This is a genomic window from Microbacterium sp. 8M, assembly GCF_902506375.1.
Classification (GTDB): Bacteria; Actinomycetota; Actinomycetes; order Actinomycetales; family Microbacteriaceae; genus Microbacterium.
Genome location: NZ_LR733284.1, coordinates 3,203,257 through 3,216,249, shown reverse-complemented (window position 1 = coordinate 3,216,249; position 12,993 = coordinate 3,203,257). Strand labels below are relative to the sequence as shown.

General features: G+C 72.3%; 13 protein-coding genes. 8 read left to right on the top strand and 5 right to left on the bottom strand.

The genetic code is table 11. The annotated features are described in order from the left end of the window. Positions 1-21: 21 nt before the first annotated feature. The gene (locus tag AERO9AM_RS15210; RefSeq protein ID WP_159576903.1) at positions 22-441 is read right to left on the bottom strand and encodes a VOC family protein; all 420 of its coding nucleotides are present in this window, start codon (positions 439-441) and stop codon (positions 22-24) included. A 52-nt stretch (positions 442-493) separates the two neighbouring features. On the opposite strand from AERO9AM_RS15210, the gene AERO9AM_RS15205 reads away from it, so the two are divergent. Next, complete coding sequence (locus AERO9AM_RS15205) at positions 494-904, top strand: RidA family protein (protein WP_159576902.1); 411 nt, start codon at positions 494-496, stop codon at positions 902-904. A gap of 12 nt (positions 905-916) precedes the next feature. On the opposite strand, the gene AERO9AM_RS15200 is transcribed toward AERO9AM_RS15205, so the two are convergent. Beyond that, positions 917-1,174: a hypothetical protein gene (locus AERO9AM_RS15200; RefSeq protein WP_236602636.1), complete on the bottom strand. Its 258-nt coding sequence runs from the start codon at positions 1,172-1,174 to the stop codon at positions 917-919. A gap of 135 nt (positions 1,175-1,309) precedes the next feature. Then, a complete protein-coding gene (locus AERO9AM_RS15195; RefSeq protein ID WP_159576900.1) occupies positions 1,310-2,077 on the bottom strand; it encodes a siderophore-interacting protein in 768 nt (255 codons plus the stop codon). A 101-nt stretch (positions 2,078-2,178) separates the two neighbouring features. On the opposite strand from AERO9AM_RS15195, the gene AERO9AM_RS15190 reads away from it, so the two are divergent. The 4 genes from AERO9AM_RS15190 to AERO9AM_RS15175 are packed head-to-tail and all read left to right on the top strand — an operon-like array spanning position 2,179 to position 6,047. Then, positions 2,179-3,171, top strand: a complete 993-nt coding sequence (locus AERO9AM_RS15190) for a siderophore ABC transporter substrate-binding protein (RefSeq protein WP_159576899.1) — start codon at positions 2,179-2,181, stop codon at positions 3,169-3,171. A gap of 56 nt (positions 3,172-3,227) precedes the next feature. Continuing rightward, on the top strand, positions 3,228-4,199 hold the full coding sequence (locus AERO9AM_RS15185; RefSeq protein ID WP_159576898.1) for an ABC transporter permease: 972 nt from the start codon (positions 3,228-3,230) through the stop codon (positions 4,197-4,199). After that, complete coding sequence (locus tag AERO9AM_RS15180; RefSeq protein WP_201298659.1) at positions 4,192-5,241, top strand: iron chelate uptake ABC transporter family permease subunit; 1,050 nt, start codon at positions 4,192-4,194, stop codon at positions 5,239-5,241. Before AERO9AM_RS15185 ends, AERO9AM_RS15180 begins: the two co-directional genes overlap by 8 nt. After that, complete coding sequence (locus tag AERO9AM_RS15175; RefSeq protein WP_159576897.1) at positions 5,238-6,047, top strand: iron ABC transporter ATP-binding protein; 810 nt, start codon at positions 5,238-5,240, stop codon at positions 6,045-6,047. The genes AERO9AM_RS15180 and AERO9AM_RS15175 overlap by 4 nt, the downstream gene beginning before the upstream one ends. A gap of 51 nt (positions 6,048-6,098) precedes the next feature. Here AERO9AM_RS15175 and AERO9AM_RS15170 read toward each other — a convergent pair whose 3' ends face one another. Together AERO9AM_RS15170 and AERO9AM_RS15165 are read right to left on the bottom strand one after the other, a co-directional pair. Next, entirely contained in the window at positions 6,099-7,046 is a 948-nt protein-coding gene (locus tag AERO9AM_RS15170) for a DNA-3-methyladenine glycosylase family protein (protein ID WP_159576896.1), read from the bottom strand. 238 nt (positions 7,047-7,284) lie between these two features. Beyond that, positions 7,285-8,016 carry a winged helix-turn-helix domain-containing protein gene (locus tag AERO9AM_RS15165; protein WP_159576895.1) on the bottom strand — a complete coding sequence of 244 codons (732 nt, stop codon included), beginning with the start codon at positions 8,014-8,016 and terminating at the stop codon, positions 7,285-7,287. A gap of 325 nt (positions 8,017-8,341) precedes the next feature. Here AERO9AM_RS15165 and AERO9AM_RS15160 point away from each other — a divergent pair, with 325 nt between their 5' ends. The 3 genes from AERO9AM_RS15160 to AERO9AM_RS15150 all read left to right on the top strand — a co-directional run bounded on the left by AERO9AM_RS15160 (position 8,342) and on the right by AERO9AM_RS15150 (position 12,969). Continuing rightward, entirely contained in the window at positions 8,342-8,650 is a 309-nt protein-coding gene (locus tag AERO9AM_RS15160; RefSeq protein ID WP_159576894.1) for a GNAT family N-acetyltransferase, read from the top strand. Between the two features lie 129 nt (positions 8,651-8,779). After that, positions 8,780-9,952 carry an exonuclease SbcCD subunit D gene (locus tag AERO9AM_RS15155; protein WP_159576893.1) on the top strand — a complete coding sequence of 391 codons (1,173 nt, stop codon included), beginning with the start codon at positions 8,780-8,782 and terminating at the stop codon, positions 9,950-9,952. Positions 9,953-9,966: 14 nt separating this feature from the next. Beyond that, positions 9,967-12,969 (top strand): AAA family ATPase, encoded by a 3,003-nt coding sequence (locus AERO9AM_RS15150; RefSeq protein WP_159576892.1) that lies wholly within the window; start codon positions 9,967-9,969, stop codon positions 12,967-12,969. The last annotated feature ends 24 nt before the right edge of the window (positions 12,970-12,993 follow it).

Here is a 12,993-nt window from a genome sequence, read left to right as displayed (position 1 = left end):
CCGCCCTGCGGCGCGGAGCTGCTACGGCTGACCGGCGTCCTGCCGCGGCGGGTTGTGCATGAACTCGATCCGGATCCCGTTGTCGTCCTCCACGAAGGAGGCGTAGTAGCGGTCGGAGAAGCGCGTGAACACCTTGGGATCCCGCACCGCCGTCCAGCCCGCTGCGAGCGCGATGTCGTGCAGGCGCTCCACCTCGGCGCGCGAGTCGAGGGCGAACGCGAGGTGCTGCCAGCCGACCCGCCCATGCCGATGCGGTTCGCCGCCGGGCCCGGGGGCGCGGTACAGGATCAGCTCGGTCTCGTCGTCGCGTGACCACGCGATCCCGCCCTCGAACTCCTCGCCGTTGCTGCTGCAGCCGAGGGCCGTCAGCACCGGGTTCCACTGGGCGTACGCACGGTCGAGATCGGCCACGGTGAGGCCGAGGTGATCGAAGAGGGGCATGGATCCAGTCTGCCCGACGGGTGGGAACCGCCCGGTGCGCCAGACTGTCGACATGACCGTCGTAACCCTGATCCGTGCCGCAGAGCTGTCCGATGTCGCGCAGTACGCGTATGCGGCGACCGCACCGGCCGGAGCGCGGTTGATCTTCCTCGCCGGCGCGTGCCCGTTGAACCGCGACGGAAGTACGGTGGCGGTCGGAGACTACGTCGGGCAGGCCGCGGCCTGCATTGAGAACCTGCGGGAAGCGCTCGCCGCGGCAGGGGCCGAGCTGACCGACGTGATCAGCACGCGCGTGCTCGTCGCGTCATCGCGTCGGTCTGATCTCGGCGCAGCATGGGCCGTGGTACGCGACGCGTTCGGCGAGCATGACGTGCCCAGCACGCTGCTCGGGGTGACGGTGCTCGGCTATGAGGAGCAGCTCGTCGAGATCGAGGCGGTCGCCGCCGTCATGGATCCGTCCTGAGCTGCGAAATCGCTACTCCCGGTCGAGGCCGAAAGTGCGCTTCACGAGCGCTTGCACATCGCGATCAAGCCCGTCCATGCGGACGTTGACCGCGTCGAAGCGTGCGTTCATCTCGTTGCGCAGACCGCCGATCTGACCATTCATCTCGGACCGGAGCCCGCCGATCTCGGCACGCACGACGCGGACGAACAGCGTGGAGATGACCGTGAGCATGCCGATCATCAGGGCGGTGAAGGCCCCAATCATCGTCCAGATCTGCGCGTCGTTCATGAATCCCACTCCGTCATGGTCGCACCCATCCCCCGATGATGCCAGCGGCCGCGCAGCGATGCCGACGTGCCCGTGCGATCCGTGAAGAACCGTTCGGATCCGCAGGATGTGTGGATCGAATTCCTTCGAGCCGGCTCAGTGCGGCGCGTGGTATTCGGCCTCGCCGCGCCGCCAATAGCCCTTCACCACCGCCTGGGCCGGGTCGACCCCCCAGCGCTCCAGCAGGGCGCGACCGGGCTTCACGATCGAGGCCTCGGCCGCGATGAAGACGAACGGCGCCTCGCCCGGTCGGTCGGCGGCGCGCTGCGACTCCAGGAAGGACGCCAGGGCGGAACCCGCGGGAGCATCGCCGCGGTGGATCCACTCGATCGGGACCGGGGCGTCGATCGCCAGCTCGTGCTCGGCGGAGCGCACCTCGATCGCGATGCGGGCCGGCACGCCCGCGGGGACCCGCGCCGCGAAACGGCGGATCGCGGGGATCGCGGTCTCGTCGCCCGCGAGCAGCCAGCCGTCGGGCGCGCCCTCCAGCACCATGGATCCGCGCGGGCCGCCGACGCCGATGACCGAGCCCAGCGGAGCGGTCGCCGCCCAGCGAGCTGCGACGCCCTCGTCCCCGTGGACCGCGAACTCCACGTCGAGCCAGTCCTCGCCCCAGGCCAGCGGTGTGTACTCGCGGCTCGGCGCCGCACGCAGTTCCTCGACCGAGTCGGTCGGTGCGTCGACGAAGAACAGCCGCATGTGGTCGTCTGCGCCGAGCGAGTCGAAGCCGGCGAGATCAGGTCCGGACAGCCGCACCCTCACGAAATCGGGGCCGAGCCAGTCCCGCGCGGTGAGGCTGAGCGCGCGGAAGCGCAGCTCGAGAGGGCGTCGCGTCAGGGTGAAGCCGGATTTCGCGAAGTTCATAAGGTAAGGCTAGCCTTAGTGCGACTCAGAGCGAAGTTAGGTAACCCTAACCCGAATCGCCGAGTCTCGCACCGCACATCCCGCAGAACAGGAGCATCTCCATGTCCGTGCCTCGGATCCTCACCGCCACTGCGCTCGGCCTCGCCGCCGCCCTCGCTCTCACCGGATGCGCCTCGGGCCCCGCCGCCGCGCCCGCGGAAACCCCGACCGCCCGCACCGTGACCGTCGAGGACAACAACGGCGAGCACACGCTCTCCGCGCCTCCGGCCTCGGTCGTCGCCACGGACAACCGCACATTCCAGACGCTGGCCGACTGGGGCATCCCTGTGAAGGCGGCGGCCGTGTCGCTGATGCCGGACACCGTGTCGTACGTGAAGGACAAGAGCATCATCGATCTCGGCACGCACATGGAGCCCGATCTCGAGGCTGTCGTCGCGGTCGACCCCGACCTCATCGTGAACGGGCAGCGCTTCACCCAGCACCACGACAAGCTCGCCGCCCTCGTCCCGGACGCGACGATCCTCGAGCTGGATCCGCGCGAGGGGAAGCCTCTCGACGCCGAGCTCAAGCGACAGGTGACGGTGCTCGGCGAGATCTTCGGCAAGCAGAAGGAGGCGAAGAAGCTGGCCGCCGACTTCGACAAGGCTGTGGAACGCGCCAAGAGGGCCTACGACGGATCCAGCGTGATGGCGGTCACGACCTCCGGCGGGAAGATCGGCTATCTCGCGCCGACCGTCGGGCGGACCCTCGGCCCGGTGTTCGACCTGATCGGCCTCACTCCGGCGCTCACGGTCGAGGGGGCCGACGACAACCACAAGGGCGACGACATCTCGGTCGAGGCGATCGCCGCATCGAACCCGTCCTGGATCCTGGTGATGGACCGCGACGCGGTGTTCGCCAAGGACGACCCGTCGTACGTGCAGGCGGCGGACATCCTCGAGAAGAACCAGGCGCTGGCATCGGTCGCCGCGATCCAGCAGAAGCACGTCGTCTACATGCCCACCGACACCTACCTCAACGAGGGCATCCAGACCTACACGACGTTCCTGAACTCCTTCGCCGACGCTCTCGAGAAGAGCGCGAAGAAGAGCTGACGCCACTCTGGAGAACGCGCGTGCTGACTCTTCGCCGGCGCTCGACGACCGACCGGATGCCCCGTCCTGTCGGCCGTCGGGCGCGGCTCTTCGACCCCGCACTGCTCATCGGCGTCCTCGTGGTCGGCGGGCTCCTCGTGCTGTCGCTGTTCGTCGGCGTCTACGACGTGACCGGATCCGCGGGCGGCGCGGAGATGTTCGCGATCACGCGCATCCCCCGCACGACAGCGCTCGTGCTCGCCGGCGCCTCGATGGCGATGGCGGGCCTCGTGATGCAGATGCTGACGCAGAACCGCTTCGTGGAGCCGACCACCACGGGCACGACCGAATGGGCCGGCCTGGGGCTGCTGGCCGTCTCGGTGCTGGTGCCCCAACCGAGCATCCCGCTGCGGATGGCCGGCGCGGTGCTGAGCGCATTCGTCGGCACGATGGTGTTCTTCGCCTTCCTGCGGCGGGTGTCGCTGCGCTCCTCGCTGATCGTGCCGATCGTGGGGATCATGCTGGGCGCGGTCGTCGGATCCGTCTCGACCTACCTCGCTCTCGCCACGAACACGCTGCAGACGCTGGGGGTGTGGTTCGCAGGCAGCTTCACCTCCGTGCTGCGCGGGCAGTACGAGCTGCTCTGGATCGTCGCGGTCGTCGGCGTGATCGTGTTCGTCGTCGCCGACCGGTTCACGATCGCGGGGCTGGGGGAGGAGATCGCGACCAATGCGGGCCTGAACCACGGCCGGGTCGTCCTGCTCGGCACGGTGCTCATCGCCGCGACCACGGGCGTGGTGACCGTGGTCGTCGGCAACCTGCCCTTCGTGGGACTGATCGTGCCGAACGTGGTCTCGATGGTCCGCGGTGACGACCTGCGCAGCAACCTGCCGTGGGTGTGCCTGCTGGGCGTGGGCCTGGTCACGGTCTGCGACCTCATCGGGCGCACCGTCGTCATGCCGTTCGAGGTGCCGGTCTCCCTCGTGCTGGGTCTGGTCGGCGGCGCAGTGTTCCTCGTGCTGATCCTGAGGACCCGACCCCGTGGCTGACGTGCTGACCCCGAGTCCCGCCAGGGCCGGCTCCGCAGACGAGCGCACGTCCGGAGCATTCCCCACCGGCCGCGCGCGACGCCGTTACGCGCTCGTGGTCGCTGTGCTCGCGGTGCTCGCCGGCGCGGCGCTGATCGGCCTCCTCCTGCACGACAACCCCATGCCGTTCGGCACCGACGGCTTCTGGCGCATCGTGCAGCTGCGCGTCACGGGCGTGCTCGTCATCCTCGTGGTCGCCGTCGCGCAGGCCACCGCGACGGTCGCGTTCCAGACCGCGGCGAACAATCGCATCGTGACCCCGTCGATCATGGGGTTCGAGTCCCTGTACACGGCGATCCAGACCGCGGCCGTGTTCGCGCTCGGAGCGGCGGGTGTCACCGCGCTGCAGGGCGTGCCCCAGTTCGCTCTGCAGATCGTGCTGATGACCGGGTTCGCCGTGGCACTGTACGGATGGCTGCTGTCCGGGCGGCGCGGCAGCATGCACGTGATGCTCCTGGTGGGGATCGTGATCGGCGGCGGGCTCGGCGCGGTGTCGACGTTCCTGCAGAGGATGCTCACACCGAGCGAGTTCGACGTGCTCGCCGCGCGCCTGTTCGGGAGCGTCGCCAATGCCGACGCCTCCTACCTGCCGCTCGCGATCCCGCTGTGCCTGACCGGATCCATGCTGCTCCTGCTGCGGTCGCGCCGACTCGACGTGCTGGCGCTCGGATCCGATGCCGCGAACGCGCTCGGGGTCGACCACCGCCGCGAGCAGCTGCGAGTGCTGCTGCTCGTGGCCGTGCTCATGGCGACCTCGACCGCCCTCGTGGGACCGATGACGTTCCTCGGCTTCCTGGTCGCGACGCTCGCCTACCAGCTGGCGGACACGCACGCCCACCGCCTCGTGCTGCCGGTCGCCGTGCTCACCGCGATCGTCGTGCTGGGCGGCGCGTACTTCGTGATGAAGCACCTGTTCGCGGCGCAGGGTGCCGTCTCCATCATCATCGAGCTGGTCGGCGGGTCCGCCTTCCTGCTCGTCCTGCTCCGGAAAGGACGGCTATGAACAAGATCCGGACCCACGGTCCGCACCTCCAGCAGACCGCGGGCGACTCCGGGATCTCGATCGCCGGCGTCCGCAAACGCTACGGGGACGAGGTGGCGATCGGTCCGGTCGACCTGGAGATCCCGGCCGAGGGCGTGACCGCGTTGATCGGCCCGAACGGCGCGGGCAAGTCGACGCTGCTCACCATGATCGGGCGGCTGATCGGGATGGACGAGGGATCCATCCGGATCGCAGGGCTGGACGTGGCCGCCACCCGTTCGAAGGATCTTGCCACCGTCGTGTCGATCCTGCGCCAGGAGAACCACTTCGTGACGCGGCTCACGGTCCGTCAGCTCGTGGGCTTCGGGCGGTTCCCGCACTCCCGCGGCCGCCTCACCCGTGCCGACGAGGATGCGGTCAGCCGGGCGATCGACTTCCTCGGCCTCGGCGAGCTGGAACGACGGTATCTCGACGAGCTCTCCGGCGGTCAGCGGCAGCGCGCCTACGTCGCGATGGTGCTCGCACAGGACACCGGCACCGTGCTGCTGGACGAGCCGCTCAACAACCTCGACATGAAGCACGCGGTCCGGATGATGCGGCACCTGCAGCGGATCTCGGACGAGCTCGGGAAGAGCGTGGTCGTGGTGCTGCACGACATCAACTTCGCCGCGCGCTACGCCGACCGGATCTGCGCGATGAAGGACGGCGAGGTGGTCGCCTTCGGCCCGGTTGCCGACATCATGCGCGGCGACGTGCTCACCGAGGTGTTCGAGACGCCGGTGACCGTGATCGACGGCCCGGACGGACCGCTCGCCGTCTGGCACTGAGCCGCGCCTCCGGCGGCAGGGCCGCCCTCGCCGCAGCGGTGCCTGCGGGGCTCACCGGGAGCGGTGGTCCTCCGGGGCGAGCCGCGGACCGCGTCGCGGCTCGGTCGCGCCGCTCAGGCGGATGAGCCGCACCACCCGCTGCCGATGGCCGGCCCACGGCGCGAGCAGCTCGAGCATGCCGGCGTCGTCGGTGCGGTGGCCGGTGAGGGCGTAGCCGACCTCGTGCGCGAGGTGGTAGTCGCCGACGCTCACGGCGTCCGGATCGCCGAGGGCGCGGATCCGGGTCTCGGCCGCGGTCCACGCCCCGATGCCGGGCAGGCTCGTGAGCGCCGCATCACGGCCCGCTCCGTCGCCGGCGGCGAGCACCGCGCGCTCGAGGCTCGGCGCGCGCTCGGCCGCCCGCACGAGGGTGCGCGACTGCGGCGGCTGCACGCCGGCGCGGTGCCAGGCCCAGGACGGGATCCGGCGCCACCCGTCGGCCTCCGGCGCGACGGCCATGGGGCGCGGCGTGGGGCCGGGGGCGGGGTCGCCGAACCGCGTGACGAGCACGCGCCAGGCGCCGTACGCCTGCAGTCCGGTGACCTTCTGCTCGAGGATCACCCCGGCGAGGGCGTCGAACACGGCGCCGGTGCGGGCGAGCCGCAGCCCCGGAAGGCGCTGCGCGGTGCGCGCCAGCACGGGGTGGGTGGAAGGGTCGAACCCGTCCGGGTCGTCGAGGGCGCCGCAGAGCGCGGGAACCCGGTCCAGCGCCTCCGCCGCGCCAGGTCCCCAGGCGGCCGCGCGCACCTCACCCGACGCGGGGCGGAGGGCGAGCGTGGCGATCCCCGCCGGGGTGCGCAGGGTGAGCCAGATCAAGGAGCCGTCGCGCACGACCGTGGGGTCCTTCGGGCCGCGGCGCAGGATGCCGACCGTCTCATCCAGGTCGAGCGGGCCTCGCGGGCGGTACGCGGTCTCCCGCGCCGGCCACAGGCGTGGGGCGGGATCCGCGGCGAGGGTCATGGGAACACCCTAGATCCGCTCCCTGACGTTCCGCCCGGCGGTGCCGGACTCGCGTCTACGGCTCGTGCGGGGCAGGCGGAATCCTGCGAGCCACCCTTTGTCGTCGAGCCACCCCTTTGTTGCCGAGCGACCCCCTTGCGCACGGTGTGCAGAGGGGTGGTTCGCGTGGAAAGGGGTGGCTCGGCGTGTCGCGGCCGGGCGGGGGGGCGAAGCCCCGCGGGGCAAGCACCCGGGACGGTCAGAACCGGTCGGGGGAGGGGGTGCCCACGCCGTAGCGGATCGCGACGTCGGCGTGCCGGTCGAAGCGGTAGCCCACGCCGCGGACGGTGCGGACGATGTCCTCGTAGCGGCCGAGCTTGGCGCGCAGACGGCGCACGTGCACGTCGATCGTGCGCTCGCCGGGGGCCTCCTCGTCGGAGGTCTGCCACAGCGCCGAGACGAGCTCGCTGCGCTCGATGGTCGAGCCCTCGCGCAGCACCAGGTACTGCAGCAGCTCGAACTCCTTGTAGGTGAACGCGGCGGACTCGCCGTCGATGAGGACGCGCTTGCGGGAGATGTCGACGACGACACCGCCGCCGTCCTGCGGAGCGCGCTCCTCGGCCTCGGCCTTGGAACGGGCGATCGCGCCGGGCTCGTGCAGGGCGAGGCGCACCACGTCGAGGTCGCGGCCGCCCGTGCCCTGCGGGGCGAGCGCGACGGTGGCGTGGGTCTCGGCGTCGGGCGCGAGCTCGGCGAGGGTGCGGCGCAGGGCGTCCACGAGCAGCGGCAGGCTCACGCCGTTCGTGGCGGCCTTGAGCTCGTCGATGCCGACGTAGAGGGCGAACCCGCGGGGGGTGCGGGCCGGCGGCGCGTCGACGACGGGCGCCGGGGTGTCGATCTGGGTGCGCGGCACGGCGTGCAGACGCGGCGCGGCGGCGGGGGAAGCGGCGGGAACGGTGAGGGGACGCTCGAGGACGGCGGTGTTCGACATGATGATGGGTCCTTGAAAGGAAGGAGTCAGTCGGAGACTCAGAGTGTTGCGATGAGACCGGCGAGCCGGCGAAGGAGCACGCGGATGGGTGCTCGAGACTCAGCTCGCGAAGATCACGACGAGCGAGTCAGGCGGGGTGTTGTGGCTTCAGCGACACATTCGGCAACACATGCCAACGCAACCGGGCATCATCATCCCGGTCGTCCCGTTCGCCTCCTGGGCGGACATGGGGCGTGCGTTGGTGGTCATGGGCCCGATTATTACCGACGGTGACCAACAATGTCAAAACGGTCCGGCTCCCACCCTCCGGGCGTAGCGTGATCCCGTGGGTACCACTGCACACTCCTCCCGGTTCGCGCTCACCCGCGAAGCAGACGCGTCTCGCTACACGCTGACCCGCGACGGCGTGCTCGTGAGCGTGCTGGACTATCACGACGACGGGCGCACGATCGCGCTGACGCGGGCCTTCACGATCCCGACTTTCCGCGGATCCGGCTACGCGGCCAGGGTCGTCGAGGGCGCGGTCGACGACATCGCCCGGCGCGGGGACCGGCGCATCGACGCGGTCTGCTGGTACGTCGCCGACTGGTTCGACGCGCACCCGGAACGGGCGCATCTGCTCCGCGTGCGCTGAGCCGTACACGCGTCCGTCCTCGATGTGACGCTTTGTTACGCGAGGACCGCGGCGGCCCTCTCCACCGGGGTGCGGCGCCGTCGGCACGCCTCGGCGGGAATGTCGGACCCCGTCCGTAGCGTGGACGGCATGAGGATCCTGCACACGAGCGACTGGCACATCGGCCGCGGCTTCCACGGGCATTCCACCCTGGAGGCGCTCGCCGAGGTGCTCGACGCGCTCATCGCGCAGGTGCGTGAGAACGACGTCGACGTGGTGGTCGTCGCCGGCGACGTGTTCGACTCGGCCACCCCGGCGGCCGACGCCTACACCCTGCTCACCGACGTGCTCGTCGGGCTCTCCGAGACGGGCGCGCAGGTGATCGTCACGAGCGGCAACCACGACTCCGCCGCCCGGCTCGGATTCCAGGCCCGGCTGCTGCGCGAGGGGATCCGCGTGGTCACCAACGCGCGCACGGTCGGCGAGCCCATCACGATCGCGGATGCGGACGGACCGGTGCGGTTCTTCGGGGTTCCGTACCTCGAGCCCGCGATCGTCCGTCGGCACGCCGCGTTCGCGGCCGGCGCGGACGGACGCCCCCTGCGCACCCAGGCGCAGACGGTCGCACGGGCCATGGAGCTCGTGCGGGCCGGCCTCGCCGAGCATCCCGGCCGCTCGGTCGTGATCGCGCACTGCTTCGCCGCGGGCGTCGACGCCACGACGGGCCTCGAACGGGAGATCCGGCAGGGCGGCATCGACATGGTGCCGGTGTCGGTGTTCGACGGCTTCGACTACGTGGCGCTCGGGCACATCCACGGCCGCCAGGCGCTCACCGACCGGGTCCGCTACGCAGGCGCCCCGCTGCACTACAGCTTCGGCGAGCAGCACAAGCCGCGCGGATCCTGGCTCGTCGACCTCGACGCCGCCGGAGCCGTCGAGGCGACGTGGCTCGAGCTCCCGGTCCCGCGCCGGCTCGTCACCCTCACCGGCACCTTCGCCGAGATCCTCTCCGCCGACCTCGTCGCGGCGCACGCCGAGGACTGGGTGTGCGCGGTGTACACCGACGACCTGCCGCAGACCGAGCCGATGCGCCGGCTGCGGGAGAAGTACCCGTTCTGCGCGCTGGTGCAGCACGAGCCCCTCGTCACGACGGCGCGTGAGGAGCGCTCGTACAGCGAGCGCCTCCGCAGCGCGGTCACGGATGAGGAGCGCATCGACGCGTTCCTCGCCCACGTGCGGGCCGGCGCCGGCGCGAGCCCGCGTGAGCAGGAGCTGATCCGCGAGGTGCTGGACGACCGCGCGCTCGCCGAGGCGCTCGTCTAGCCGGGGCGCGTTCCGTGAGACTGCATCGCCTCGAGATCGAGGGCTTCGGGCCGTTCCTGCGGCGTCAGACGATCGACTTCGACGCCTTCGCCGACGACGGCGTCTTCCTGATCGGCGGGCGAACCGGCGCAGGCAAGTCGAGCATCCTCGACGCGGTGTGCTTCGGACTGTACGGCAACGTCCCGCGCTACGAGGGCGGTGAGAAGCGCCTGCGCAGCGATCACTGCGAACCGGCGGATCCGACCGAGGTGGTCGTCGAGTTCAGCACGGTCGCGGGGCGGTTCCGGGTGACGCGGTCGCCCGAGTACCAGCGGCCCGCGAAGCGCGGCGGCGGGCTCACGAAGCAGGCCTCGGCGGTGTCGCTGGAGGAGTTCACCGGCGGCGAGTGGATCGGGCGCGCGGCGCGCGAGGTCGACGTCGCGCACGCGCTCGACGAGATCTTGCAGCTGAACCTGCAGCAGTTCCTCCAGGTGATCCTGCTCGCGCAAGGACGGTTCGCGCGGTTCCTGCTCGCCGACAGCCGGGAGCGCCAGTCATTGCTGCGCCGGTTGTTCGGCACCGGGCGGTTCGAGGAGTACCAGGCGCGCTTCGACGAGCGCCGTCGCGCCTCGGAGCAGGCCCTCGGTGCCGGGCGTGCGGCCGTGCTCGCCCGCGTCGAGGATGCGGAGCGGCTCGTCGCGGAGAACGACCTGGGCGGCGCCGATGTCCCGGCCGGTGCCCCGCAGGCCGCCGGCGCCTCCGTCGACGAGCGCCTCGAAGCCCTGCGCCGTGCGGGCGCGCGTGCCGACTACCGTGCCGAGCAGCGTCGCCAGGAACGCGACCTGGCGGAAGCGGCGCACCGTGCCGCGACGACGGCCCTCGCCGTGGCGCGCGAGGAGCGCTCGGCCCAGGCCGAACGGGACCGCGCCCGCGCCGCGCTCGCCGCGCTCGACGCCGCCGCCGACCGGATCGCCGCCGACCGCCGCACGCTGGAGCAGGCGCGCGCCGCCGAGGCGCTGCGACACGTGCTCAGCACCGCGGAACGCGCCGTGGACGGCGCCGCCGCGGCCGAGACCGCCGTCGCCGTCGCCGCGGACGCGTGGGCCGCCGTCAGCGCGGACGAGGAGGGCGCGCCCGACGGCTCCTCCGCGCCGGAGCTGCGGGAGTGGGCCGCGGCGCTGATCCGCGCGAGCGGCGCCTGGCAGCAGGCGGCCGAGGCGGAGGATCGGCTCGGCACCCTCGAGGCCGCCGTGGTGGCCGCGCGGGATGAGGTGGAGGCGATCGTGTCGGCACGGGCGGCGCGCGAGGAGGAACGGGCGGCCCTGCCGTCCGCCCTCGAGGCGCTGTCCACGGAGCGCGACGGTCTGCGCCGCGCCGCCGACCGTCTGCCCGATCGTGAAGCCGCGGTGGCCCTGGCCACGACGCGCCTGTCCGCCGCTCGCGAGGCCGCGGCACTGACCGAGCAGCGCAGTGCGGCGGTGCAGGCGGTCGCCGCCCGGGAGCGCGAGGCGGCCGAGGCCTTCGCGCACGCCGCGGAGCTGCGCCGTCGTCGTGAGGCCGGGATGGCCGGCGAGCTCGCCGCAGCCCTGGTGCCGGGGGAGGCGTGCAGCGTCTGCGGCTCGACCGAGCACCCCAGCCCCGCCGCGCTGGCGGATCCTGTCTCCGCCGACGACGTCGCAGAAGCTACCGAGGCGCGGGAGCGCGCCGCCGACCGGGTGCGCACGGCGACGGCCGAGCTCGCCGCGCTCGATGCCGCGCTCGCGGCTGCCACCGCCCGGGCCGACGGACGCACCGTCGACGTCGCGGAGCAGGAGCTGGCGGCGGCGACGGAGCAGCGTGACGAGGCCTCGGCGGCCGGCGCCGCCGCCGAGGACGCCGAGCGGCGCCTCACGGCCCTGCGCGCGCAGGATGGTGCGCTCGAGGCGGAGATCGGTGCACTCGCCGCCCAGCACGCCACCGCGAACGAGCGGCTGGCCCTGGCACGGCAGGAGCTCACCGCTGCGGAACAGGCGGTGGGTGAGGGTCGCGGCGGATTCGCGACCGTCGCCGCCCGGCTCGACGACGCCTCCGCGCGCATCGCGGCAGCGCAGACGCTCGCGGCCGCGGTGGAGGAGCGCGAAGCCCGGTCCACGGCGGCGGCGGCCGCCCGTGCCGAGCAGGAGGAGGCGCTCGCCGCCTCGCCGTTCGACGATCCGGCGGCCGCACGCGCAGCGCTGCGCGGCGCCGCGGAACAGGCGGCGCTCGAGGAGCGGATCACCGCCCACGCTGCCGAGCGCACCAAGGAGCGCGCGATCCTGCTCGAGCTGGAGCTGCGCACCCTCCCCGACGAGCCGATCGACCTCGCGCCGCACGAGGCGGCCGAGGCCGAGGCGCGCACGGCGTGGACCGCGGCCGTCGACGCCGCGAGCCGCGCGGACGCGACCGCGAGCCAACTGCGCTCCCTCGTCGAGACTGCCGCCGCCGAGCACGCGCGCGGTGCGGCGGCGGCCGAGGAGCACGAGATCCTGCAGCAGCTCGCCGACACCGTGGCGGGGCGCGGTGCCAACACCTACCGGATGAATCTGGAGACCTTCGTGCTCGCCGCGGAGCTGGAGGAGATCGTCGCCAGTGCGAACCTGCGGCTGGCCGACATGTCGTCCGGGCGCTACCGGCTGCAGCACAGCGACGCCCGCGCCGCACGAGGAGCGGCGAGCGGGCTGGGGATCGTCGTGTTCGACGCGTTCACCGGGCAGACCCGGCCCGCGCAGTCGCTGTCGGGCGGCGAGACCTTCCTGAGCTCGCTCGCCCTCGCGCTCGGCCTGGCCGAGGTCGTCACCGCCCGCGCCGGCGGGATCCAGCTCGACACGCTCTTCATCGACGAGGGCTTCGGATCCCTAGACGGCGAGACGCTCGACGTCGCCATGCGCACCCTCGACGAGCTGCGCGCCGGCGGGCGCACCGTCGGCGTGATCAGCCACGTGGAGGCCATGCAGGAGCAGATCCCCGCTCAGATCACCGTGCGGGCGACCCCCGACGGCCCGAGCGTGATCGACGCCTGACGGTCTCGGTCCTCGGGCGTCCTT